The sequence below is a fragment of the Enterococcus camelliae genome (assembly GCF_042685105.1).
GTDB classification, from domain to species: domain Bacteria; phylum Bacillota; class Bacilli; order Lactobacillales; family Enterococcaceae; genus Enterococcus_G; species Enterococcus_G camelliae.
Genome location: NZ_JBHUMO010000034.1, coordinates 1 through 22,744, shown reverse-complemented (window position 1 = coordinate 22,744; position 22,744 = coordinate 1). Strand labels below are relative to the sequence as shown.

At 37.6% G+C, this 22,744-nt stretch carries 27 protein-coding genes, 1 pseudogene and 1 other annotated feature; of the genes and pseudogenes, 24 read left to right on the top strand and 4 right to left on the bottom strand.

All coding sequences use genetic code 11. The features are described from left to right. Nucleotides 1–51 precede the first annotated feature (51 nt). The 7 genes from ACFSR0_RS05150 to ACFSR0_RS05120 all read left to right on the top strand — a co-directional run bounded on the left by ACFSR0_RS05150 (nucleotide 52) and on the right by ACFSR0_RS05120 (nucleotide 6,120). Nucleotides 52–1,110, top strand: coding sequence for a hypothetical protein (locus tag ACFSR0_RS05150; protein WP_379980578.1), 1,059 nt, complete (start codon nucleotides 52–54; stop codon nucleotides 1,108–1,110). Continuing rightward, a complete protein-coding gene (locus tag ACFSR0_RS05145) occupies nucleotides 1,097–2,356 on the top strand; it encodes a tetratricopeptide repeat protein (RefSeq protein WP_379980576.1) in 1,260 nt (419 codons plus the stop codon). The genes ACFSR0_RS05150 and ACFSR0_RS05145 overlap by 14 nt, the downstream gene beginning before the upstream one ends. Nucleotides 2,357–2,366: 10 nt before the next feature. After that, the gene (locus ACFSR0_RS05140; RefSeq protein ID WP_379980574.1) at nucleotides 2,367–2,924 is read left to right on the top strand and encodes a YpiB family protein; all 558 of its coding nucleotides are present in this window, start codon (nucleotides 2,367–2,369) and stop codon (nucleotides 2,922–2,924) included. Between the two features lie 17 nt (nucleotides 2,925–2,941). Continuing rightward, entirely contained in the window at nucleotides 2,942–3,298 is a 357-nt protein-coding gene (locus tag ACFSR0_RS05135) for a nucleotide pyrophosphohydrolase (RefSeq protein WP_379980572.1), read from the top strand. After that, entirely contained in the window at nucleotides 3,295–4,515 is a 1,221-nt protein-coding gene (locus ACFSR0_RS05130) for a CCA tRNA nucleotidyltransferase (protein ID WP_379980570.1), read from the top strand. Before ACFSR0_RS05135 ends, ACFSR0_RS05130 begins: the two co-directional genes overlap by 4 nt. Before the next feature lie 96 nt (nucleotides 4,516–4,611). Continuing rightward, nucleotides 4,612–5,067, top strand: coding sequence for a hypothetical protein (locus tag ACFSR0_RS05125; protein ID WP_379980568.1), 456 nt, complete (start codon nucleotides 4,612–4,614; stop codon nucleotides 5,065–5,067). A 294-nt stretch (nucleotides 5,068–5,361) separates the two neighbouring features. Continuing rightward, nucleotides 5,362–6,120, top strand: a complete 759-nt coding sequence (locus ACFSR0_RS05120) for a DNA/RNA non-specific endonuclease (RefSeq protein ID WP_379980566.1) — start codon at nucleotides 5,362–5,364, stop codon at nucleotides 6,118–6,120. Nucleotides 6,121–6,149: 29 nt separating this feature from the next. Here the strand turns inward: ACFSR0_RS05120 and rpmG are convergent, their stop codons facing one another. Beyond that, nucleotides 6,150–6,299 carry a 50S ribosomal protein L33 gene (gene rpmG, locus ACFSR0_RS05115; RefSeq protein ID WP_040366810.1) on the bottom strand — a complete coding sequence of 50 codons (150 nt, stop codon included), beginning with the start codon at nucleotides 6,297–6,299 and terminating at the stop codon, nucleotides 6,150–6,152. A 192-nt stretch (nucleotides 6,300–6,491) separates the two neighbouring features. Here rpmG and ACFSR0_RS05110 point away from each other — a divergent pair, with 192 nt between their 5' ends. The 6 genes from ACFSR0_RS05110 (at nucleotide 6,492) to ACFSR0_RS05085 (ending at nucleotide 9,926) form a co-directional block, all read left to right on the top strand. Further along, complete coding sequence (locus ACFSR0_RS05110) at nucleotides 6,492–7,061, top strand: 5-formyltetrahydrofolate cyclo-ligase (protein ID WP_379980563.1); 570 nt, start codon at nucleotides 6,492–6,494, stop codon at nucleotides 7,059–7,061. Further along, a complete protein-coding gene (locus tag ACFSR0_RS05105; protein ID WP_379980561.1) occupies nucleotides 7,058–7,738 on the top strand; it encodes a rhomboid family intramembrane serine protease in 681 nt (226 codons plus the stop codon). Before ACFSR0_RS05110 ends, ACFSR0_RS05105 begins: the two co-directional genes overlap by 4 nt. A 26-nt stretch (nucleotides 7,739–7,764) precedes the next feature. Next, nucleotides 7,765–7,971 (top strand): YqgQ family protein, encoded by a 207-nt coding sequence (locus ACFSR0_RS05100; protein ID WP_379980559.1) that lies wholly within the window; start codon nucleotides 7,765–7,767, stop codon nucleotides 7,969–7,971. After that, the gene (locus tag ACFSR0_RS05095; RefSeq protein ID WP_379980557.1) at nucleotides 7,972–8,937 is read left to right on the top strand and encodes an ROK family glucokinase; all 966 of its coding nucleotides are present in this window, start codon (nucleotides 7,972–7,974) and stop codon (nucleotides 8,935–8,937) included. It begins immediately after the preceding gene. A gap of 18 nt (nucleotides 8,938–8,955) precedes the next feature. After that, a complete protein-coding gene (locus ACFSR0_RS05090; protein ID WP_379980555.1) occupies nucleotides 8,956–9,348 on the top strand; it encodes a rhodanese-like domain-containing protein in 393 nt (130 codons plus the stop codon). Nucleotides 9,349–9,476: 128 nt separating this feature from the next. Continuing rightward, complete coding sequence (locus ACFSR0_RS05085) at nucleotides 9,477–9,926, top strand: 8-oxo-dGTP diphosphatase (protein ID WP_379980553.1); 450 nt, start codon at nucleotides 9,477–9,479, stop codon at nucleotides 9,924–9,926. 79 nt (nucleotides 9,927–10,005) lie between these two features. Here ACFSR0_RS05085 and ACFSR0_RS05080 read toward each other — a convergent pair whose 3' ends face one another. After that, the gene (locus ACFSR0_RS05080) at nucleotides 10,006–10,173 is read right to left on the bottom strand and encodes a DUF3042 family protein (RefSeq protein ID WP_379980551.1); all 168 of its coding nucleotides are present in this window, start codon (nucleotides 10,171–10,173) and stop codon (nucleotides 10,006–10,008) included. Between the two features lie 415 nt (nucleotides 10,174–10,588). Between ACFSR0_RS05080 and ACFSR0_RS05075 the strand changes: the two genes are divergently transcribed. The 9 genes and pseudogenes from ACFSR0_RS05075 (at nucleotide 10,589) to tnpA (ending at nucleotide 19,396) form a co-directional block, all read left to right on the top strand. After that, a complete protein-coding gene (locus tag ACFSR0_RS05075; protein ID WP_379980549.1) occupies nucleotides 10,589–11,386 on the top strand; it encodes an alpha/beta hydrolase in 798 nt (265 codons plus the stop codon). A 253-nt stretch (nucleotides 11,387–11,639) separates the two neighbouring features. Then, entirely contained in the window at nucleotides 11,640–12,629 is a 990-nt protein-coding gene (gene galE, locus ACFSR0_RS05070; protein ID WP_379980547.1) for a UDP-glucose 4-epimerase GalE, read from the top strand. Further along, on the top strand, nucleotides 12,630–13,883 hold the full coding sequence (locus ACFSR0_RS05065) for a hypothetical protein (protein ID WP_379980545.1): 1,254 nt from the start codon (nucleotides 12,630–12,632) through the stop codon (nucleotides 13,881–13,883). It abuts the gene before it with no gap. Between the two features lie 103 nt (nucleotides 13,884–13,986). Continuing rightward, nucleotides 13,987–14,706, top strand: a complete 720-nt coding sequence (tsaB, locus tag ACFSR0_RS05060; RefSeq protein ID WP_379980543.1) for a tRNA (adenosine(37)-N6)-threonylcarbamoyltransferase complex dimerization subunit type 1 TsaB — start codon at nucleotides 13,987–13,989, stop codon at nucleotides 14,704–14,706. After that, on the top strand, nucleotides 14,690–15,223 hold the full coding sequence (gene rimI / locus ACFSR0_RS05055) for a ribosomal protein S18-alanine N-acetyltransferase (RefSeq protein WP_379980541.1): 534 nt from the start codon (nucleotides 14,690–14,692) through the stop codon (nucleotides 15,221–15,223). The genes tsaB and rimI (ACFSR0_RS05055) overlap by 17 nt, the downstream gene beginning before the upstream one ends. After that, nucleotides 15,220–15,693 (top strand): ribosomal protein S18-alanine N-acetyltransferase, encoded by a 474-nt coding sequence (rimI, locus tag ACFSR0_RS05050; protein WP_379980539.1) that lies wholly within the window; start codon nucleotides 15,220–15,222, stop codon nucleotides 15,691–15,693. The genes rimI (ACFSR0_RS05055) and rimI (ACFSR0_RS05050) overlap by 4 nt, the downstream gene beginning before the upstream one ends. Then, complete coding sequence (gene tsaD / locus ACFSR0_RS05045; RefSeq protein ID WP_379980537.1) at nucleotides 15,686–16,720, top strand: tRNA (adenosine(37)-N6)-threonylcarbamoyltransferase complex transferase subunit TsaD; 1,035 nt, start codon at nucleotides 15,686–15,688, stop codon at nucleotides 16,718–16,720. Before rimI (ACFSR0_RS05050) ends, tsaD begins: the two co-directional genes overlap by 8 nt. Nucleotides 16,721–16,773: 53 nt before the next feature. Then, nucleotides 16,774–16,961, top strand: a binding site (T-box leader). Nucleotides 16,962–17,010: 49 nt separating this feature from the next. Beyond that, nucleotides 17,011–18,702 carry an arginine--tRNA ligase gene (gene argS / locus ACFSR0_RS05040; protein ID WP_379980535.1) on the top strand — a complete coding sequence of 564 codons (1,692 nt, stop codon included), beginning with the start codon at nucleotides 17,011–17,013 and terminating at the stop codon, nucleotides 18,700–18,702. Between the two features lie 285 nt (nucleotides 18,703–18,987). Next, a pseudogene (tnpA, locus tag ACFSR0_RS05035) lies at nucleotides 18,988–19,396 on the top strand (IS200/IS605 family transposase). Nucleotides 19,397–19,537: 141 nt separating this feature from the next. Here the strand turns inward: tnpA and ACFSR0_RS05030 are convergent. Both ACFSR0_RS05030 and ACFSR0_RS05025 read right to left on the bottom strand, forming a co-directional pair. Further along, nucleotides 19,538–19,852 (bottom strand): DUF4387 domain-containing protein, encoded by a 315-nt coding sequence (locus ACFSR0_RS05030; RefSeq protein WP_379980533.1) that lies wholly within the window; start codon nucleotides 19,850–19,852, stop codon nucleotides 19,538–19,540. Further along, nucleotides 19,849–21,216: an acyclic terpene utilization AtuA family protein gene (locus ACFSR0_RS05025; protein ID WP_379980531.1), complete on the bottom strand. Its 1,368-nt coding sequence runs from the start codon at nucleotides 21,214–21,216 to the stop codon at nucleotides 19,849–19,851. Before ACFSR0_RS05025 ends, ACFSR0_RS05030 begins: the two co-directional genes overlap by 4 nt. Nucleotides 21,217–21,328: 112 nt before the next feature. Here ACFSR0_RS05025 and ACFSR0_RS05020 point away from each other — a divergent pair, with 112 nt between their 5' ends. Together ACFSR0_RS05020 and ACFSR0_RS05015 are read left to right on the top strand one after the other, a co-directional pair. Next, nucleotides 21,329–22,267: a LysR family transcriptional regulator gene (locus ACFSR0_RS05020; RefSeq protein ID WP_379980529.1), complete on the top strand. Its 939-nt coding sequence runs from the start codon at nucleotides 21,329–21,331 to the stop codon at nucleotides 22,265–22,267. A 120-nt stretch (nucleotides 22,268–22,387) separates the two neighbouring features. Beyond that, a partial coding sequence (locus tag ACFSR0_RS05015; protein ID WP_379980527.1) for a helix-turn-helix domain-containing protein occupies nucleotides 22,388–22,744 on the top strand: 357 nt, incomplete at its 3' end.

The window sequence follows — 22,744 nt, the reverse complement described above, 5'->3', positions numbered from 1 at the left end:
GCAGTTCTTTTCATGAACGTGGTATACTGAATTGAATAAGAGGTGGATGGTATGGAGGTTAGTTATTGTCAATCACAGTATCGAACAAGTATTCATTATGGCCAGACTTTTTTTCAGATTTTTGAGCCGAAACAATTTTCAGGTAAGCACCTTCTTTTTTTTACCAATCAACAGTATTATGAAGAGTTTGCAAATCAATATGCTACTTTTTTTAAAGACACTGAGATTGATTGGTACATTTTTTCCAATCAACTCTATTGCAATACTGTTACCAATATGATTCAAGGACTGAAATTTTTAGAAAAGTTTGATCCGTTGGGTTCTTATATCATGATCGCATTAGGAAATGAAGGAGTGATTCAGCTTACTAGTTTCTTCCATCAATTTAGTGTTTTACCTTCGGAATTTTTTGTTATCAGTTTGAGTATTCAATCTTTTTCCACTGCTTTGCTAAGCGAAAAAGAGCTTATTCAACCACCCTTTGCTAAATGTCTTATTTGGGAAAATCTTCCACAAAAAATTTTCTTTTTTTCGCAAAGGTTGTCAGAAACGACTGCGACCAAAATGACCGATTTTATTAGTCTTCTAAAACTTGCACTTATCAATGATTCTGGCTTTTACGATCAATTAGTCGCGCGTTATCCTACAAAGGAAAGTTTATTAAAACAATCGTTTTCTAACTACATTGAATATATCATTCAATCCTATGCAAAGGATGCTTATTCTTTGGCGCATTATGGACGATGGTTTGAAGAAAAATTTTATCAAACTGAGAACAGTCATGTTCTTTCGGCACAAATGAAACGATTTTTAGGTTTTCTCTTTCATTTTATTTGGAACTGTGTCACAATCAAAAAACCAGAATTTTGTATTGAAGTGATACAATGGATCCAGAACATAGGTTTTCCTATTTCTCTTCCTTATCCATTGATGATTTCAGATTATTTAGATAAATTATCCGATGGGTGTGCGACAGCAGGTGATCTCGTACAACTGAATTTTATTGGTGGAGGGTATCAATTAATCTCACCCAATCAAGAGCAATTTGTTGCTGTTTATCAACTCTATGAACAAATTTTGAAGGAGGTTTTACAGGGTGACGGAAAGTGAAAAAGTATTAGCTGCTTTGCAAAACGATGATTTAGCAAGCGCACAGGTAGCGTTGCAAACTGCATTGAGAACAGATTCTAAAGAATGTTTGGCAGAATTAGGTGAAGATTTACAACAATTGGGTTTCTTAGAGGAAAGCAAGGAAATATTTGAAGATTTAGTAAAAAAGTTTCCTGAAGAAGATACGTATCATTTGCCGCTAGCTGAAATAGCAATTGAAGATGACGACCTAGAGCAGGCGTTTACGGAATTAGAGAAAATACCGAAGTCGAGTGAAAACTATGTGGCTGCTTTGTTGGTAACTGCAGATTTGTATCAGTTATTGAACATTCCAGAAGTGAGTGAAGCAAAGTTGCAAGAAGCACAAAAAATTGCACCTCAAGAGGTGTTGATTCCGTATGCTTTGGGAGAACTGTATTTAGCAACAGACCAATTTCAAAAAGCTTTGGATGCCTTCCAACAAGTTAGAGACACGAATAACAATCCACAATTATCAGAGGACATACTAATTGAAAAAATAGGGTATAGCTTAAGTATGTTAGGGAAGTTTGAAGAAGCGATACCATTTTTGGAAGAAGCGGTAAAAATCAAAGAAACAGATGAACGCTTATTCCAGCTTGCGCTTGTTCTTTTACAAATGAAAGAAAATGAGCAAGCCATTTATTACTTACAAAAATTACGGGCACTGAATCCCCAGTATCAAGCAGTTTACCTACAATTAGCGCAAGTACTACAAGAAGAAGAGCAAATTGAAGAGGCCCAACAAATCATTGAAGAAGGGATTCACGAAAACCCGTATCAAGTAGAGCTTTATTACTTTGCATCTGAAAATGCTTATCGATTGCACGATATAAAAAAAGCAGAACAATTTCTGAAGGATGCATTAGCAATTGGTGAGCGAACAGATGACACATTGTTATTGCTAAGTAATCTCTATGTTGAGGAAGGCTTTTTTGAAGAGGCAATTCACGCTGTTGCACAAATGGAAGATCAAGATCAGCCATTTGCTCTTTGGAATAGGGCGAAAGCGCACAGCGAGTTAGAAGAATTTAATGAAGCAGCCAATTATTACGAACTCGCGAATGAACACCTGCATCACGAAATTGATTTCATGAGAGAATATGGGATATTTCTACGCGAAGAGGGGAGACTGGAAGAAGCAAAGCGTGTGCTTGCACACTATCTCTCCCACGAGCCAGGTGATTTGGAGATTCAGTCGATATTAGACGATTTATCTGAAAGATAGGTGAATAAAGATGGTTGAATTATATGAAAAAAAACAATGGCTAAAATGGTTGTTAGCAAATGGCGCTTTTCAACGAAGAGAAATCTTATGGATTTTGGACTACCTTCTGCATCATGATAGTATTTTGGCTAATATAAAAATTGTTGAGCAAGCGTCAAAAACGACTCGAGGCTTGGTGCTATTACCAGATAAATCTACAGTGGATGCTTTGACGCTCTATCTTGAAGGACATCAATTTTGTGACCCAGATCAAATATTCCATGAAATTCGCTTCAATTGGAAAAAACCACTTTATTTAGAATGCCCCATTCCAAAAGCTTGGGAACATCCCGAATTCTTGGCCGTTTTAGAAGATAATCCCTACCATCGCTGGAATGATTCCTTAACAGATGATGTATTTGATGAAGTGGATTCATTTATTCAAAGTCAACAAAGACAAAACGAGCGAACAACCTTAATCGAAAAAATAAATCTGGCGATTGATGCAGGCAATCGGGAAGAATTTAAACGCTTATCCGATCAGTTAGCCAAATTGGATTTAAAAAAAGTAATTTCAAATGATAAATGATAACTGAGGTGATTTATTTGGATCAGGAAAAGTCTCTCGCTGCGATGCAAAAAAATGTTGATGAGTATATTCGTCAATTTAAAACTGGGTACTTTGGCCCTTTAGCCCAGATGGCACGTTTAACCGAAGAAATGGGCGAATTAGCAAGAGAAATCAATCATTTTTATGGCGAAAAACAGAAAAAAACAACAGAGCAAGCAAAGACAGTAAAAGAAGAGATGGGTGATGTCCTAATCGTTTTACTAATGATGGCGAATTCATTGGAAATTGATTTGACAGAAGCATTTGAAGAGAACATGAAAAAATTTCAAAAAAGAGATCAGTTTCGTTTTGAAAGAGTAGAAGATCAAATAGGAGCGAGTAAAACAGAATGAGTTTATTAAATTTACCGATAGAGTTTTCAGAAGCCAAGCCGGTGATTCAAAAAATTCAAAAAGCTGGTTTTGAAGCCTATTTTGTAGGTGGCTGTGTTCGAGATGTTTTGCTAAATCAGACCATTCATGATGTTGATATCGCCACGAGTGCATTTCCAAGTGAGGTTAAACAGCTATTTCCCCGAACAATAGATGTCGGTATTGAACATGGTACAGTACTGGTCCTTTGGAATGAAAAACAATATGAAGTCACCACCTTTCGAACGGAATCTACCTATCAAGATTACCGAAGACCAGATCACGTAACTTTTGTTCGTTCATTGAAAGAAGATTTGAAGAGACGTGATTTTACAATGAATGCTTTGGCTTTGTCAGAAAGTGGAGAAATTATTGATTTATTTCACGGAGTTGGTGATATTCAGGAAAAAATCATTCGGGCAGTTGGTGATGCGAATGAACGCTTTCATGAGGATGCATTGCGGATGATGCGAGGCTTGCGATTTGTGAGTCAATTAAATTTTGCAATGGATTCAACAACACTCTCTGCCATCCGAAAACACAGTCATCTTTTGTCCCAAATTTCAATTGAACGTATCCGGGTTGAATGGGAAAAACTTTTAATTGGACAAGCAAGAAAGAAGGCGTTGGCTCTTTTTTTGGAGACTTCTTGTTTTTGTTATTGTCCACATTTTGAAGAACAACAAAAAAACCTTGAAAAATTTATGAACTTGCCAACAATGCAAATAAAAAAAATTGATGAAGCATGGACACTTTTGTGCGATCAATTGGTTTTATCCGAAGCCGAAATTGTTCCTTTACTGAAAGATTGGAAGCTATCCAATCACTCAATTAGACAAATTCAAAAGTGTTACCAAGGCTTGCAATACAGAAAAACAGCGGCATGGACCAATTGGATGGTCTATCAGTTAGGAAAAGACACCGTGATGAGTGTTGAAACGCTATTGCCTTTTTTTGAAAAAAAACCATCATTTGAACAAATTGAAATGATAAGTGAGCAACTTACGATTCATTCACTAAAAGATTTACAAATAAATGGGCATGATTTGCAAAAAGGTTTAAATAAAAAACCAGGTAAATGGATGAGTGATATCCTTCATTTTTTGGAAAAAAAAGTTGTTCAGAGAGAAATCGAAAATAACAAAGACGATTTACTTAGAGAAGCACATCACTATCTAGAAATAACGAAGGAAGCATAAGCAACTTTTTTTTAAACCGATTCATTTTCTTATGCAACCTTGTTTAGAGTATGCTAAACTAAATTTGTAATTAGTAAATGGTAAGGAGTGTTCTAAATGTCAAGAGAAATGAAAGCATTGAAATTTCTTTTCCGTAATGGAGAAACTTGGACTGTAGATCGTCGTTTTATTGGGGATTTATGGATTAAACAAATTACTACTAGCTTTGGCCGTATCAATGGAGGAGAATTTGTTGAAATTCATCCTTGTGCTGGTTTTAAAGTTGAAATTTTTACTGAAGGTGACCATGTAGCAACGCATGACATTAACCTAGGTGGTTTAGAATTAGGCATGTTTGCAAGAGCATTAAAATATCAAGATATTGAAAGAATGGAAATTTTGTACCAAACAGGAACACCAGATTTGGTTTACTTCCCTTATAAAGATACTGATGGGGACGGCTTAGATAATGAGTATCAATCAACCAAAGTGAGTGAAACGACAAAAAATCTTTATATTGTTATCGATCCTGCAAAATCGGTGGAAGATTTTTACGCCGACGAACTAAAATAGTCCGAAACAGCTAGTTACCATCATTCAGGCAGAAAGCATTGTTCCTCTATAGGTGGATGGTGATTGTTGCTCGGGATGAGGGATGCCTCTGGTATGAAATGATGCGACCACTTCAAGCGTTAAGAACCTTTCGTTTTTACTAAGTGGCGAATAGTTTATCGAATGATAACTAAACCAAATAAAAATCCGAATGATAGATGGTAAAGGACTTGACCTAAGAATTTTCCATCGCATTATTCGGATTTTTTGGTTTAAAGAAATCACTAACTGGGGACAGGGGAGTAAAGAAAGGAAATGAAAAAAAAGGAATCCACTCTAAATTGGAAACACGTGACCTATATTGGAATTGGCTTACTGCTTGTTTTATTTAGTTCAGGAAAAGTTGCTTACGACAATTGGGATATTCAGGATGCCGTACAGGTCGCAGAGCAAATCCATGCAACGAATAATTTGACCAAAAACTATCAAACGCTTGCTGAATTATCCGATTATGATGGACAACATCAGGTCGTTAAAATAAATAAGAATCAACCATTTTTTCAACAGGCTGATTTGTCTCTGGCTCAGGGGGGCTGGCAAACTTTCTCTAATCTCGATCGGTTGAATCGTGTGGGAGTGGCCAATGCATTGTTACATAGAGATCTGATGCCCACAGAAAAGAGGCAGTCAATTGCTTCTATTTATCCAACTGGATGGAAACAAAAGAAGATTTCAAAAGATGAAATGTTGTACAATCGCTCTCACCTTATTGGCTTTCAATTTACTGGGGAGAATGCGAATCTTCGCAATTTGTTTACGGGTACGAAAGCTTTAAACCAAGATGAAATGAGTGGTTATGAAAATGAAATTGCTCATTATATCCGAAAATCGAATAACCATGTACGTTATCGCGTGACCCCGTATTTTAAAGGGGATGAATTGGTTGCGCGGGGAGTGGAAATAGAGGCTCAAAGTGTGGAAGACAACGACCTTCGAATGAATATCTTTGTATACAATGTTCAACCTGGGTATACCATCGATTATCGAACAGGCAGTGCAGTGAAAACAAAATAAAAAAAAAAGCCACATATGTGGCTTTTTTTTTATTTTGTTTCACGATGCAACGTTACTTTGCGTTCACGTGGACAATATTTCTCTTTTTCCAAACGATCAGGGTTGTTACGTTTGTTTTTGCTTGTTAAGTAATTACGTTCTTTACAAGAAGTACATTCTAGTGTAATGTTTACGCGCATGTTCATTTCCCTCCCTTAGCATAATATAACTAAGATATCTCTCAGACTTAAATATCATAGCATGATTTATAGTAGATTGCTAGTATTTTGTCGAAATTTGTTAAGTATTTTTACTTGACGAAAAAATACAAAGCAACTTTCGTCATATTTCAATAAACATGGTAAAATGAACAGCAAACGGGGGGATTAATGATGACGACCAAGGAAAAATTGCGTCAAAAAAAAATTCAGGAATTGAATGAATTTGCGCGAGATGTCGAAAATAAAAAACAAGTTGAAACGCATCTAATCCAACAATTAATAACGAGTGATATTTGGTGTAAGGCGAAAACAATTGGAATTTATCGATCAATGAGACATGAATTGAATACAGAAGTCATTTTGAATAAAGGTTGGGAGGAAGGAAAAATTCTAGTATTGCCAAAAACTGGGAAGAATCACGAAATGCGTTTTGTAAAGGTTCTTCCGACGACTACTTATAAACGGACGGCATTTGGTGTGGAGGAACCACTATCGGAAGAAGTGCTGGAAAAAGAGGAAATTGATTTAATAATTGTCCCTGGGGTTTGTTTCACCTCTTCCGGAAAACGCATTGGCTACGGTGGTGGTTTTTATGATCGCTATCTGGAGCAGTATCATGGTCATACTGTCAGCATGGCTTTGCCAGTACAACTTGTTGGTGAAGAGGAGTGGATGAGCGATGAACATGATCAACCTATCCAAAAGGTGTTTGTGATGAATCAAAGGAGGGAACAGCTATGAATGAGTTTCAATTCCGTCGTCTTCGAAATCAGCCATTTTTTACTTGGTTATTTTTGGGGATTCAAACACTTGTATTTCTTTTAGGTTATTTTCTTCCGAGGATTCCATTAGAGAGTAACGGTGTATTATACGGACCGGCCATCGTTTTTTTGCATCAATATTGGCGCTTTTTGACGCCTGTTTTTTTTCATTTTGGCTTAATGCACTATGCAGTCAATTCAATTGTTTTATATTATATGGGAGAACAAATTGAAGCACTCTATGGTCATACCCGTTTTCTAATTATTTATTTAGGCACTGGCATAATGGGAAATCTAATGAGTTTTGCTTTTAACACACCGGGAATTGTTTCTGCAGGGTCGAGCACTGCCTTATTTGGCTTATTTGGTTCGTTTATTATTTTAGGCGTCCATTTTCGACACAATCAAGTGATCGAAGGGCTAGTCAAACAATTCACGCTCTTTTTAGTATTAAGCTTTGCATTTGGCATGTTTGATCAATCAATTGACATTTGGGGTCATGTAGGTGGATTAGTAGGAGGGGTGTTAATCGGTAATTTTATTGGGTTACCAAGGCCAGCAAAAAAATACTCAATTCATATTCGCATTTTGTCTCTATTAATTTTTACCTTTTTTGTGATATTATGTCTAATGTATGGTTTTAAAAAATATGGATAACGAGTATACTATTCAGGGAGTATAAAATGGAAACGTTATATGATGTACAACAACTTTTAAAACAATTTGGAATTATTGTCTATGTTGGCAAACGAATTTACGATATTGAGTTAATGACATTGGAGTTGAAAAAAATCTATGAGCGCCGACTAATTGACAAAGAGACGTATTTGACTGCATGGCGTATTCTAAAACGTGAACATCATATTGAAGAAAGTCGAGGAGAACATTAGATGGATAAAAAAATTATTGGTATTGATTTAGGTGGTACAACGGTCAAATTTGCTATTTTGACTGCTCAAGGAGAAGTTCAACAAAAATGGAGTATTCCAACCAATATTTTGGATGAAGGTAGCCATATTGTTCCTGATATCATCGAATCAATCAAACATCGTATGAATCTTTATGGATTAAAAAAAGATGATTTTTTAGGAATTGGTATGGGAACGCCAGGTAGCGTCAATCGTGAATTAGGAACGGTCATTGGTGCCTATAATTTGAATTGGAAAACAACGCAAACGATTAAAGACGCAATCGAAGCGGAAACTGGAATTCCGTTTACCATTGACAATGATGCCAATGTAGCTGCCTTAGGTGAACAATGGAAAGGAGCAGGCGAAAATAATCCAGACGTGGTGTTTGTAACACTGGGTACCGGTGTCGGTGGTGGTGTGATTATGAATGGTCAATTATTACATGGCGTTGCTGGTGCTGCTGGAGAAATTGGGCACATTACCGTTGATCCAGATGGTTTCCAATGTACATGTGGGAAAAAAGGTTGTCTAGAAACAGTATCCAGTGCGACAGGGGTTGTGCGTGTTGCTCGCCATCTTTCGGAAGAATTTGCTGGCGATTCAGAATTGAAAAAGCAGCTTGACAACGGTGAAACAATTACCAGTAAAGATGTTTTTGAGGCTGCACAAGCAGGTGACTTATTTGCAAATTTAGTCGTGGATAAAGTGTGTTATTACCTTGGACTGGCTACTGGGAATATAGGCAATACCTTGAATCCTGCTAGTATTGTTCTAGGTGGTGGTGTTTCTGCTGCTGGAGAATTTTTGCGTAGTAGAGTAGAAAAAAACTTCTTAACTTTTGTTTTTCCACAAGTAGCAGAATCAACGAAAATCAAATTGGCGGAACTTGGCAATGATGCAGGTGTAATTGGTGCTGCTTCATTGGCAATGCATTCAGAAAAATAAAAGGAGTAGGTAGGATAAATGAGTTTTTGGAATGGACTAAGTATTATTCTGGCAACAATTTTAGTAGTGATGGGATTAAATTGGTTGTATTATTATATTTTAGGAAAACGCTCAGCGACTATGCTGACACAAGAAGAGTTCCAAGAGGGAATGAGAAAGGCACAAGTGATAGATGTTCGTGAAAAAGATACATTTAATGCCGGTCATATAATGGGTGCCAGAAATATTCCTTATACGGTATTAAGTCAATCGTTTCAATCTATTCGCAAAGATATGCCTATCTACCTATATGATGGAACAAGAGCCTTGAGTGTTCGATCTGCTAATAAATTACGAAAAAAAGGATACAACAATATCTATATTTTAAAAGATGGCTATGATAGTTGGACAGGAAAAACCAAGCACAACTAAAAGCAAACAACAGTCTAGTGAATTGATTATAAATGCTTTTTTAAGATATTGAGGGCTACAACCTGATCTTATAAAAAGAATTGTCTGTCAATTTTGCTCAGACTGTTTTTGGTAAGAGAGGTTTAATGATGGAAAATGTGGAATTGACAAATATGTGCATGATTCGGAATCAAACAGGTCAAGTTGTGGTTCAATTACGTAAAAAAAAGGATTGGCCAGGACTGACCTTCCCTGGGGGACATGTTCTTCCGAATGAATCGTTTCATGATTCAGTTATCAGAGAAGTACTGGAGGAAACAGGTCTAACGATAACCAAACCCTTGTTATGTGGTGTAAAGCAGTTTCAATTAGCTAATGGTGGTCGGTATATCGTATTGTTTTATCATACCGATAGTTGGGAAGGCAGCTTGAAGGGTTCGAGTGAAGGAGAAGTTTTTTGGGTAGATCCCCAAAATTTTCAGGACTATTCATTGGCTCCAGATTTTCTTGAGATGTATCAAGTGTTTATTTCCGACCATCTTTCCGAGTTCTTCTATCAAAAAAATCCGGATAAAGAATGGACTATTCAATTATATTAAAAAACTGTGAAAGACGTTTTTCACCGCTAACTGCCATCTCCATGGTTAGATAACGTGTGGTGTCTTTCACAGTTTTTATTTATCTTGCGCGACTTTTGCGGTTTGCTTTGCGACGATTCTCATCAATCATTGCTTCTTTTTTTTCTATTGGATCAATGACCGTTTTTTTAATCGCGGTAACCAGACCTATTGTAGCTGCAATTGTTGCAAACGTACCAGTAAAAAAACCTGATGTAAATTTTTTCATCTCATCCACCTCGCTTTTCTCAATTTTTATTATGAAGGAAAAGTGACAATTTGCAAAGCGAAAACCATTGGTACTTGAGAATTCCTTATCCAAAAGAGTAGAAGGGAAGGATTATCTTTGTCTGTTAAATCGTTGTCAGATGAACTACTGGGTATATAAAGTGGGCAGTAAGGTCATCAGAATGAAGAACAGTTTGGAAAAGAAGATGGAATGAACTATGAGATGATCCAAGCCATGAAATCCCGAATGAGGCCTGAATTAAAGAAAGAATTCTATTACTAGGAAGTTCTTTTGAATAAATGCCATCGATTGTTGGGGCCGGTTTTGAAACTGTTTTTTATAAAACTAGGGAAAAGTGTTATGATAAAGTTGAATAAAATAACACTATAAGTAACTGTGAATAGGAGGAACGTTTTTGAGTAAGTTAGCAACTGCTTTAGGTGAAATTAACTATACTTATCGTAAATCAAGCAATAATGAACCAACAATCGTTTTTATTTCCGGATTTGGTGGGGATAGTACATATTACAATTTTAAATCAGTAATTGATAGATTACCTAAAAATTATGGTTTTTTAGCCATTGACACAATTGGAACCGGGGAAAGTGTATCCACTTATATGGAACGGTCAACAAAAAACATTTTAGCAAATGTTTTGGATGTTATTGATTATGAACAAGTAAACAAACCAATAACGGTTGTTGGTCATAGCTTAGGAGGAAGTTATGCCATGATACTAGCTAGCCAAAATCCTCAAAAATTTAGTAGTTTACTTCTAATTGAACCGAGTTACAGTGAGATAAGAGAGGCGATTTTAGCTGAGTCTGGCCAGTTACAAAGTCCAGAGTTAATTGAGGATGCCAAAAAAAACGGTGATCTTAGGGAAGAGGACCTTTTGCAATCAATCAATCCCAATAACACTGAAATCGAAAAGCAAAAAAATGCTGAAATTTTTTTTAGAGCGTATGGTAATGCCATGATTTATGAAGAAAACAAATTAATTGGAAACCTGTTGGATGAACTAAAGGATGTCGAAGAAGTTTTAAGCCAAACACAAGTCAGAATTTCAATTATTGCTTCAAAAAAAAGATTCGATGAGTATAACCATTCAAAACTTTCTTTATTTAGCCAAATTTTTGCGATTGGAGAAGGTCACTATTTACATTGGAGTCATCCAGATTTTATTGTTCAAAAAATTATTGACTTACAATAACTTTTTTACAGTTAGTAATGGTTCAGATCAGGATACTTCAGTAACAAGTTGTTTAGATTAAGTTGCTTAGGCACCTTTTTTGAAGTAAAAAAGCTTTGTTTCTAGTTGAGTCTATCTATTACTAAAAAAACTAATGTTGCATTAAAGAAAACGCAATTATCATGCAATTGGTGTAAAAATAAAAATCACGGTTGCTGAATGGTTTTGAAAATTATATGATAAGTGGTGAGTATTCATATTAGGAGGGGAAAAAATGACAATCTTAGTTTTAGGTGGCGCTGGGTACATTGGTTCTCATGCGGTAGATCAATTAATTACTAGAGGAGAAAAAGTCGTTGTTGTTGACAATCTTTTAACGGGTCATCGAGAAGCCGTTCATCCATCAGCGGTCTTTTATGAAGGGGACGTCCGCGATAAGACATTTTTACAAACTGTTTTTAAAAATGAATCAATTGATGGAGTGCTTCATTTTGCGGCAAGTTCACTAGTTGGTGAATCGGTTGAAAAACCACTGAAATATTTTAGCAATAACGTTACTGGTATGGAAATTTTGCTAGAAGTGATGCATGAAAATAATGTCAATAAGATTATTTTTTCATCAACAGCTGCAACTTATGGAGAACCAGAAACGGTACCTATTTCTGAAACGACACCAACCAATCCTAAAAATCCTTACGGGGAAAGCAAGTTAATGATGGAAAAAATGATGAAATGGTGCGATGAGGCTTATGGAATGAGGTATGTCGCATTACGCTACTTTAATGTTGCAGGAGCAAAGCAGGATGCTTCAATTGGTGAAGATCATACACCAGAGACTCATTTGGTACCGATTATTTTGCAAGTTGCACTTGGACAACGCAAAGAATTGAGCATTTTTGGGGATGATTATGATACGCCAGATGGCACATGTATTCGCGACTATGTGCACGTAGAGGATTTAATTGCTGCTCATTTACTAGCCTTAGATTATTTGAATGCTGGCAATCAAAGCGATGTCTTTAATTTAGGCTCGAATACTGGTTATTCAGTGAAGGAAATGTTGGATGCAGCTCGTAAGGTTACTGGCAGAGATATTCCAGCCAAAATTGTTCCACGGAGAGCCGGTGATCCAGCTAGACTTGTTGCTACTGCCGATAAAGCGAGAACAATTTTGAATTGGAATCCCCAAATCACAGACATTCAAACGATTATCGAAACCGCGTGGAATTGGCATAATAGTCACCCAAAAGGATATGCTAAATAGATGAATGATTTGGCAATCGCACAAGATATCGTGAACTTTGCAACAATTGCAATTGAAAATGGTGGCTGGATGGATATGGATCGTCTTTATTTGCAAAATCGAATCAAAACGCTAATAGGCTATACTGACGAATTCGACTCAGCAAATTTGCAAACGGTGATAGAAGACGCCTCAACCTTGGCTAAACGCCTCGTCGATTCTTCTTTTGAAAAAAAGAGTTCCAAAAAAATAAACGAGTATGATTATCACAAAAAATTATTAGATTTATTAGATTTATTGACGCCACCTACATCGGTTGTGAATGCGCTATTTGCGCAACACTATTCGAAAAGTCCTAAAGAAGCGACCGACTATTTTTATCAGCTAAATAAAACCAATCAGACGATTCAAAATGAGTTTTTTGTATCGAAAAATTGTGAGGAAGAATCAATTGATGGATATACTCTTTGTCGTGTGCATGTTGCAAATGAAAATATAAAAGACTATCCTTTCTTACAAAGGGTAACAAGTACATTGCCCTATAGTTTTGAACTGGAAGGATATTGTGGCAATACAACCGAGGAGATTCTGACGAGTAGACGAATCATTCGGATGAATTTACAGGGAGAATCTTATGGATTTCAATTTTTGAAGGACGCGTTTGTCCCTGAGCATTGTGTGGTTGTTGCCGAAAAAGAAGAATCAAGAAGTCTTAGAAATCAACTTGATCATGTAACCCAATTAGTTGAGATTTTCCCGGATTACTTTATGATGGGAAATCTTGAAATTGTTAGTGAAAATGAGGACCAGTTGCATTGCGTTGACCAACAATATCAGGGTGGACGATTGCAATTTCCCGTTTTAAATGCCCAAATGAAATCGAAACATACGGTCCCTCTTTTTCCCGAAGTTGTCCTGGAAAAACTGGATTGGCCAATAACAATATGGCGCTTAAAGTCAACAAATCGTCAAGAACTTGTAAAGGCCGCTGAATATTTGATTCGTGGCGGACTCCAAGGGGATGGTTTTGATGATGATTTCTTATTGAAACAGAGCGATGGACAAGCTCAAAATGCCTTATTAATGGTCGTTAAAAGACAAAATGGGTACGAGCTCTATGTTGGATGTCACTCAAAAGAAGATGTCACATTAGTAAATGGCATGGGAGCATTTGGATTGTTTTTATCCTCAAATCAAGTGACAAAAGAGAAAGTAGCTTTCAAACATGAGGTTCAGCAGGTTCTTAGTGACTTGCGGAAATGGTTCAATGGATAGTAGTAAAATGAATGTAGCGCATTTCTACTCTTTCGAGTGGTTCTGTGCTATTTTCATTATCTGTGGTAGAATATGAAAGAAATTTAAAAAGGTGGAACGCTATATGAAGCAATTGGCAATAGATACCTCGAACCAAACGATGGCACTAGCAGTTGCCGAAAATCAAAAAATTTTAGGTCAAATTCAAACGATGAGTAATAAAAATCATAGCGTCTCTCTGATGCCTAGCATTGATTATCTTATAAAGAGTCTTGGGTTAAAGCCAACGGATATCGATGAGATACTTGTTGCAATTGGTCCAGGTTCTTATACAGGACTAAGAATCGGTGTGACGACGGCAAAAATTTTGGCAAGTACATTAGGTTGTCCCATCAAAGCTATTTCGAGCTTAAAAAGTCTCGCTGCAAATATCAAAACGCGGGATATCTTGATTGTTCCGATGTTTGATGCAAGAAGACAAAATGTTTATGCAGGAGCTTTTAAATGGCAAGCAGGGGAACTTATTGCTATCGTTGAGGAAGCTCATTATCCATTAAGTCAGATTTTGGATCTTGTCAAAGGATATGATTATGTCCAATTTATTGGCCAAGACGTCGATAAATTTCATCAAGCTATTTTGGAAATTCTTCCGAATGCTCAATTTACACAAGATAACTTAGCCAATTATCCGACTGCAGTACGCTTGGTGGAGCTGGCAGAAAATGAAGTTCCTGTTGATTCCTTAGCACTTGTACCACGTTATTTAAAAAGAGTTGAAGCAGAAGAAAAGTGGTTAGCCAGTCATCAAAATGAGGAAAAACGAACGTATGTTGAAAAAGTTTAAGACCTTCCTTGAACATTTTTTTGGAAAACAGCCCCCCGCTTATTTAAGTGAATTAGTGGGTAAGCAAGCTACCTATAGATTTAGAGAGGCTACTACGTCGGATATTAAAGAGTTGCTTCGATTGGAAAAGGTTATTTATAGTGGGGAAACACCTTGGACGAAAAGTGCCTTTCTATTTGAATTTTATTCAAAACACCCACATCTGTACCTTGTATGCGAGTTAAATGAAAGCTTAGTTGGTTTTGCCGGAATTCGGCTTTTTGGCATTGATGGCCATATTACCAATATTGCAGTTGATCCTCATCATCAAAATCAAGGGATTGGTACGTGGTTTATGGAAGAATTGATAGCGAACGCCAAGGCTTGTGGCTGTGAAACAATCTCTCTAGAAGTTCGCGTGAGCAACATTGATGCACAGCGGTTTTACCGTCATTTAGGCTTCGAGGCAAAGCGCATAAAGGCAAATTACTATCAAGAAAATGGTGAAGATGGATTGGACATGATAAAACAATTATGAAGATAAAAACTTTAGCTGATTTTCAAGCGTATCATTCATTGGCCAATCAGTTGGAAGAATTGGTTAATGCTTCCTTTCAAGAAGGACTATCATGGAATCGAAAGGCTTTTTTTGCTGATTTTCAATCTGAATATGCCAGATATTATCTTATTGAACATGAGGATCAGATTATTGGAATGGTAAATGGCCATCAATTATTTGAAGAATTTGAGCTGTTTTTAGTTGCTGTCCATCCTGATTTTCGTGGTACAGGACTTGCGACGTTGTTATTGCAAACTCTAGAGGAGGCACTCCAAAGCGAGGCTGTTAATCAAATTTTGTTGGAAGTCAGGCCTTCGAATCAACAGGCACTTAATTTATATACCAAATTTTGTTTTGAACAGTATCATACTCGAAAGGACTATTATACGCAACCCATCGAGGATGCTTGGTTGTTACGAAAGAAAGTGAGTCAAAAAAGGAATGAGTGAATTAATTTTAGCAGTTGAGAGTAGCTGTGATGAAACCAGTGTGGCCGTTGTCAAAAACGGTTCGATTATACTAAGCAATATTATTGCTTCGCAAATAAAGAGTCACGAGCGTTTTGGAGGTGTTGTCCCAGAAGTTGCTAGTCGCCATCATGTAGAACAAATTGGCTATTGTATTCAAGATGCATTGGCTGAGGCAAAGGTAAAACCGGAGGAATTGAGCGCTGTTGCAGTGACTAAAGGCCCTGGGTTAGTAGGCGCATTACTGATAGGAATTACTGCAGCTAAGTCGTTCGCTTGGGCGCATGGCTTGCCACTTATTGGGGTCAATCATATGGCGGGTCATATTTGTGCGGCGCGCTTTGTTCAGACTATCCACTATCCAGCCCTCGCATTGCTTGTTAGTGGCGGACATACCGAATTGGTTTATTTACCGTCGGAAGGAACCTATGAAATTATTGGGGAAACACGTGATGATGCTGCTGGAGAGGCTTATGATAAAGTCGGTCGAGTACTAGGCTTGTCTTATCCAAGTGGCAAAAAAATAGATGAAATGGCACACAAAGGAAATGATACCTATCATTTTCCGCGGGCAATGCTCCATGAAAATACCTATGATTTTAGTTTTAGTGGGTTAAAAAGTTCGTTTATTAACTTAGTTCATAATGCTCAACAAAGAGATGAACAGTTAAATGAAAATGATTTAGCAGCTAGTTTTCAAGCAAGTGTCATCGATGTCTTAGTTGAAAAAACGATTCGAGCTTGCCAGGAATATCAGGTGCAACAATTAATCGTGGCAGGCGGGGTTGCGGCCAATCAGGGATTGCGAGAGCGACTTCAGACAGCAACCAAGACTATGCTACCCTCTGTTGAGCTGATTTTTCCTCCTTTAAAACTATGTGGGGACAATGCAGCGATGATTGGAGCAGCAGCTTCTATTGAGAAAAAACAAGCCCATTTTTCGGATTTGACCTTAAATGCTGAGCCAAGTCTCGCGTTTCCTTTGCATAAGAAAGCAGAAGGACTTTAACAATCGGGGTAGCAAAATCAATTGCTCTTTGGTATAATTTATTCAGTTTCATAGATGATTCAATGATTAAGAGAAGTACATTCTTATGTGAACGAGCGAATTCAGGATGGTGAAAGCTGGATAATAGAGAATGGAAACGCGCTTAGGAGAATTGACGAAGTTCAACGTTAGCTGTCGTTAAAGCAAAGTAGGTCTGTTAACCAGACAAGTAGAGTGGTACCGCGGGAATCTCGTCTCTAGCAATTGATTTAATTGCTAGGGCTTTTTTTGTAAATTAGAGGAGGAAACAAATGAACAACAAAATCATCGTTGCTGAAGTCTTATCTGAGCAACTAAAAAATGTTCTCAGTTACGATCAAATCTTATCATTATTAGAAAACCCCAAATCAGTCGATCACGGAGACATCGCTTTTCCGACATTTCTGTTGGCGAAAGCTTTTCGAAAAGCACCGCAAGGAATTGCAGCGGACTTGACAACTCAATTATCAAGTCCCTCATTTGAAAAAGTAGAGGCAGTTGGTCCCTATGTCAATTTCTTTATGTCTAAAAAGATGATTAGTCAAACCGTCTTACATGAAGCATTGTCATTAGGAAATCATTACGGAGATGCTTCGATTGGCAATCATGAAGCAATCCCAATTGATATGTCTTCACCCAATATTGCCAAACCAATATCTATGGGTCATTTACGCTCAACCGTAATTGGTAATTCCTTGGGCTTTATCCTTGAAAAAGTCGGTTATCAACCAATTCGTATTAATCATTTGGGTGACTGGGGTACTCAGTTTGGAAAACTAATTGTCGCGTATAAAAAATGGGGATCAGAAGAAGCGGTCAAAGCTCAACCAATTAATGAGTTATTGCGATTGTACGTTGAATTTCATGAACGTGCTGAAGAAGACAAATCATTGGAAGATGAAGCGAGAGCTTGGTTTAAAAAACTGGAAGAGGATGACGCGGAAGCTGTTCACTTGTGGAAATGGTTCCGAGAAGAATCACTCAAAGAATTTAACAAGATTTACGATATGTTGGAGGTTTCCTTTGATTCTTATAACGGAGAAGCTTTCTATAATGATAAAATGGATGAAATCGTCAACTTATTAGAAGAAAAGCATTTGTTACAAGAGGATCAAGGAGCAGATATCGTTGATTTAAGTCAATTTGATTTGAATCCTGCGTTAATCAGAAAATCGGATGGTGCAACACTATACATTACGAGAGATATGGCAGCAGCTTTGTATCGAAAACGTACCTATCATTTTGCAAAATCTCTCTATGTTGTTGGGAATGAGCAAACCTATCATTTTAAACAGTTAAAAGCGGTCTTAAAAGAAATGGGCTTTGAGTGGGCTGATGATATGTACCATATTCCTTTTGGTTTAATTACCAAAGACGGTAAAAAACTATCCACACGCAAAGGGAAAATTGTTTTATTAGAAGAGGTATTGAATGAAGCGGTGGCCTCGGCAGAAAAACAAATTGCTGAAAAAAATCCTTCGTTGATAAATAAAGAAGAGGTGGCCAAACAGGTTGGGATTGGTGCTGTAATCTTCCACGACCTAAAAAACGATCGCTTGAATAATTTTGACTTTACTTTGGAAGAGGTTGTTCGATTTGAGGGCGAAACAGGTCCTTATGTTCAATATACACATGCACGAGCAATGAGTATTTTAAGTAAAACGACATTTACATTTGATGAAGCAAGTACGTATTCATTAACAGATGATGCAAGTTGGGAAGTCATCAAATTCATCCAAGCCTATCCAGAGGTCATCTTATCCGCAGCTGAAAAGTATGAACCATCTGTGATTGCAAAACATGCAATTAAGCTCTCACAAGCTTTTAACAAATACTACGCAAATACAAAAATCTTGGCTGAAGATGAAGAAAAAGATTCACGTTTAGCGCTCGTACAGGCTGTAACAATACTTTTAAAAGAAGATTTGCGTTTACTAGGACTGCATGCGCCAGAAAAAATGTAAAAAAAATCTTGGTTTACTCATAGCAGCTTTAGTTGCAAAAAAAAAGAAGCATAGGCGAGATGATTTTTCATTTTGCCTGTGCTTCTTGTTTGTTGTCTTTAGACCCGGTTGAGCTCGCAACGCGTGCGAAACAAAAAACCACCTGCTATGCGGGTGGAAGATAAAAAGTTATACAAAAAAAATCTCTTCTTAAGCGTTAAAATATAGTTGTTCAGGCCATATTGTTAACGAAAGGAAGAGATAGTGTTGGCTAATAAAACAAATAGCTTAGCCCGTACGAAGTGGATGTGCAAATACCATATCGTATTCACTCCAAAGTATAGAAGAAAAATTATCTATAATCAATACCGCGCAAGTCTTCAAGAAATTATTAAGCGGTTATGTAGCTATAAGGGAGTCGAAATAATTGAAGGTCACATGATGCCGGACCATGTACATTTACTTTTAAGTATTAAGTGTGTCAAGTTTTATGGGGTATCTGAAAGGAAAGAGCGCGTTGATGATGTTTGACAAGCATGCAAACTTAAAATACAAATTTGGCAATCGTCATTTTTGGTCGGAAGGATACTACGTGAGTACAGTTGGTCTTAATGAAGCGACCATCAAAAAATATATTCAAGAACAGGAAAAACATGATGATATAGCACTAGATAAGTTGAGTGTTCGAGAATATGAAGACCCTTTTAAGGGTTAAGAAGTGATAGAGTTGTCTCTTTAGAGATAGCAAAAGTGACAAAACCAATGTGGCTTGAACAAGGTGAAAGCCAGCGCCTTGAGACGCTGGCTAGTAGCAGAGGCTTATAGCCTCAGAGCAAACCACCCTTTTGAAGGGTGGTTATGATTCTGGTATCTCAAGGGTTAGTAGCGGTGCATATTGCTGAGAACCATGCATATCACTTTCCCCAACACTTCCTTGAGGCCAAGGCCGGGGAATCGTGATTTTTACGCCAAATGCCGGGTCAAATTGTTCAAAGGTAATAATCTCCTCTGGCTGGATTTGGTAAAGTTTGGCAAAACTTTCTTTGGTTAGAACCTTCGAAGCAATAAATCTTCGATAGTCCGTCGCATTGTCAAAGATAATGTCAAATGTCAGTTCAAACGGGCCCGAATTTTTACTGCGAACCACTTTTGCTAGTTCTTGTAAGTTCATTTTTTATTCACCTCGTATTGTTTGACTGGGAATTGCTCCACAGGATTGGTGAGGGTCATCAAATGATAGACATTGAATTGACAGACTTTTCCTAGTGGAATTTCTAATGGTGTAAATGGCATTGCCACGTTTCCAGAAGTGGCTTTTCTACCTGGATACCCATAGTGAAGGAGCGTTGTACGAATGCGATTGGTCACTAATAAAGCTAGCTCTTGGGTAGGGGCAGTGACTTCAGCGATGACACACACTTCATGCCCGATGTCTTCTGCTTGTGGTTCCAACGTTTTCATAATCGCGTTTTTTCCGTAAGGGTGCAAGCACACTTGACTCTGATTGTATTCTTCTGGAAGTTCATTTTTGGTTTGCTCGAGAACGGCGGCTAAAACAGCGTCCATTTGAGCTATTAAAAGAGGGTCCCTCAAGCCTAAGACAGTAATTGCTCGATAACCAACGACTTTTGCCCCTTCTAATTTTATGCGATAAGTGGTATCTTTTTTAAATTTGCTACCAGCAACGGCTGCTACACGATCCGATTCCGCTGTAAAAACGGCATCACTTAATTCTAAGATACCACCAGGCCCAGGCAAATGAAAAGCACTGCTTTTTTCGTACATTGTGTGGGCAGCGACGGTATGAGGTTTTGCAAATGACATTGGATTCATAGGTTCAATCGAAAAATCATTTTTGCGTAGACGTCCTAACACGGTTTTGGTTGCTGGAACACAACAAATTGCTCCGCATTCAATAATTTTGCCCATGTGCCAAGCCAATGCCTCATCAAATCCATAATAGATTCCCAAAGCAGCTGTGGGTGCTGGATCATACGTACGTCCACCGATAATAATATCGGGCCGCTCCTTGCCTAATTTTAGTAAGTTTAAATACGGTTCACACCCCATCTGCGCAGTAATGACGGTTGCGGCGTCAATTTCTGGTTCAGTTAAAGGGGGAACATTTTTCATTGCAGTAATTTCATGCGCTTGAAGGGCTGCTTTGACTTGTTCTTTAGGAATATCGCTATAAATGGTGGCCATTTTAAAGTGTAACCCATTCTCAGTGGCAATTTCGTTTACTAATTCGGCTAGTAAATCCACATGTTGATTGGTCCCATCTCCTCCAGCGGAACTAACAATCAAAGGAATCTTATGTTGAAGGGCTGCTTTTACTAAAATAGCTAGTTCTTTCTTATAGGCTGCAGGAGGACAAGTCGTTTCACCCATGGCTAACTTTTGTGGTCCACTATCTGTTGAACCAGAATCGACGACAATCGCATGGGGATTTAAAGCCAATCCTTGCTCAAAATCGGCAATTGGAAAACCATAGCCAAGCATCCCGTTTGGAACCAATATACGTAATTCATCCATCTTTTTTCCTTCTTTCCTTTCATATCTACTGCTAGTTTAATCCGTAGAAATTATAGAGTAAAATATGATTAATAAATAGAAATGTATCGAAAAAACAGATAGGAAGTGTCATATGAAGGATTACCTCTATTTTATTGCAGTGGCAGAAGAACAATCCTTTTCCAAAGCAGCCAAACGATTATTTATGGCGCAATCGTCGTTAAGCCAAGCAATCAAAGCGCTAGAAGAGGAGTTAAATGTGCAACTCTTTGAACGATTGCCTAGAGGTGTAAAATTAACCAAGCCCGGACAATTAGTCTTAGAGAAAGCATATGAGATTCAAGAGTTGGAAAAGAGTATTTATTTAGATATGAACCGTTTCCAGCAAACTTTTGTGGGTGAGTTAACAATAGGAATCACCAATTATTGGGCAACCTTACTGCTACCCAAAATTTTAAACCCATTTATGGCACAGTATCCAAATATTCGCATAAATGTGCGTGAAGCAAGTACCAGAGACTTAAAAAAAGCTTTTTCAACGAAGCAAATGGACTGTATTTTGATCACCTGTGAGGCAGAGGAGTTACTGAACGAAGAGAGACTTGTTCAAACAAAAATTTTTGAAGAACCGTTGAAAATTGCCGTTTCACAATCTTTGCTGCGTTGGGATCAAGAGCAATTACTAAATCAAAGAAGATTAGCATCTGTTCCATTTATTGTATTACATGAAGGCCAACGATTACGATCCATTTTCCAAGAGTATTTTGCTCAAAGCGGTGCTTATCCAGCTATTTTTCTAGAAACGCAAAGTGTTTTCACTGCATATGAGTTAGCTAGTGCTGGTTTCGGAGCAACGATTATTCCACAGCATTTACTGTCAATGGTCAAACCAAATCCATCTCTTTCCCTTTATGGTTTTGAACATTTAAGTCAGCCATTCATCTGGCGCTTATATGGGCTCGTCTATAAAAAACATCATTTGCGTGAACCAATTGAAACATTCTTTTCACTCGCTCAAGCTGCACTAGAAGAGGAGGAGGGAAAAAGGAACAACTTGTTTTTAAATGGATGAATAAATTGTTTGAAAAAAGGTAAGTTGTAAAATGAAATGCATAAAGAAATAAACAAAAAAATCATGTAGATACGTTATACTTAAAAGCGACAAAACCATAAGTATGAAAGAGGTATCTACATGACTAAAGCCAATTATACCACAGAAAATCGTCACTTTAAGCACCTTTCTGACATCCAACGTGGAAAATTAGAACAAATGGCAAAATGTGGCACCTATACACAAGCTGAAATGGCGTGCGAATTAGGAGTCAGTCAATCGACTGTTTCCCGCGAATTGAGACGCGGAAAAACGCGCCAACTTGACTATCAACGCAACTATTATGAACAGTATATTGCCGTCTCAGGTGCACGAGTCTATAAAGAAAATCGCGCAAACTCGCATGCGAGAGATCATCATAAGTATTCTGCAGCGTTTCTTGCAGCTTTGTCAGAAAAGCTAGTACCCAAGAATGGGCTACGGCTTCACAGTGTGGAT

Coding starts and splice junctions, on each gene's coding strand:
- rimI (WP_379980539.1), top strand. CDS start 15,220: ATGAAGATAAAAACTTTAGCTGATTTTCAAGCGTATCATTCATTGGCC.
- ACFSR0_RS05110 (WP_379980563.1), top strand. CDS start 6,492: ATGACGACCAAGGAAAAATTGCGTCAAAAAAAAATTCAGGAATTGAAT.
- ACFSR0_RS05020 (WP_379980529.1), top strand. CDS start 21,329: ATGAAGGATTACCTCTATTTTATTGCAGTGGCAGAAGAACAATCCTTT.
- ACFSR0_RS05065 (WP_379980545.1), top strand. CDS start 12,630: ATGAATGATTTGGCAATCGCACAAGATATCGTGAACTTTGCAACAATT.
- tsaB (WP_379980543.1), top strand. CDS start 13,987: ATGAAGCAATTGGCAATAGATACCTCGAACCAAACGATGGCACTAGCA.
- tsaD (WP_379980537.1), top strand. CDS start 15,686: ATGAGTGAATTAATTTTAGCAGTTGAGAGTAGCTGTGATGAAACCAGT.
- ACFSR0_RS05120 (WP_379980566.1), top strand. CDS start 5,362: ATGAAAAAAAAGGAATCCACTCTAAATTGGAAACACGTGACCTATATT.
- rimI (WP_379980541.1), top strand. CDS start 14,690: ATGTTGAAAAAGTTTAAGACCTTCCTTGAACATTTTTTTGGAAAACAG.
- ACFSR0_RS05030 (WP_379980533.1), bottom strand. CDS start 19,852: ATGAACTTACAAGAACTAGCAAAAGTGGTTCGCAGTAAAAATTCGGGC.
- ACFSR0_RS05150 (WP_379980578.1), top strand. CDS start 52: ATGGAGGTTAGTTATTGTCAATCACAGTATCGAACAAGTATTCATTAT.
- ACFSR0_RS05080 (WP_379980551.1), bottom strand. CDS start 10,173: ATGAAAAAATTTACATCAGGTTTTTTTACTGGTACGTTTGCAACAATT.
- ACFSR0_RS05140 (WP_379980574.1), top strand. CDS start 2,367: ATGGTTGAATTATATGAAAAAAAACAATGGCTAAAATGGTTGTTAGCA.
- argS (WP_379980535.1), top strand. CDS start 17,011: ATGAACAACAAAATCATCGTTGCTGAAGTCTTATCTGAGCAACTAAAA.
- ACFSR0_RS05090 (WP_379980555.1), top strand. CDS start 8,956: ATGAGTTTTTGGAATGGACTAAGTATTATTCTGGCAACAATTTTAGTA.
- ACFSR0_RS05130 (WP_379980570.1), top strand. CDS start 3,295: ATGAGTTTATTAAATTTACCGATAGAGTTTTCAGAAGCCAAGCCGGTG.
- ACFSR0_RS05105 (WP_379980561.1), top strand. CDS start 7,058: ATGAATGAGTTTCAATTCCGTCGTCTTCGAAATCAGCCATTTTTTACT.
- rpmG (WP_040366810.1), bottom strand. CDS start 6,299: ATGCGCGTAAACATTACACTAGAATGTACTTCTTGTAAAGAACGTAAT.
- ACFSR0_RS05095 (WP_379980557.1), top strand. CDS start 7,972: ATGGATAAAAAAATTATTGGTATTGATTTAGGTGGTACAACGGTCAAA.
- ACFSR0_RS05100 (WP_379980559.1), top strand. CDS start 7,765: ATGGAAACGTTATATGATGTACAACAACTTTTAAAACAATTTGGAATT.
- galE (WP_379980547.1), top strand. CDS start 11,640: ATGACAATCTTAGTTTTAGGTGGCGCTGGGTACATTGGTTCTCATGCG.
- ACFSR0_RS05025 (WP_379980531.1), bottom strand. CDS start 21,216: ATGGATGAATTACGTATATTGGTTCCAAACGGGATGCTTGGCTATGGT.
- ACFSR0_RS05125 (WP_379980568.1), top strand. CDS start 4,612: ATGTCAAGAGAAATGAAAGCATTGAAATTTCTTTTCCGTAATGGAGAA.
- ACFSR0_RS05085 (WP_379980553.1), top strand. CDS start 9,477: ATGGAAAATGTGGAATTGACAAATATGTGCATGATTCGGAATCAAACA.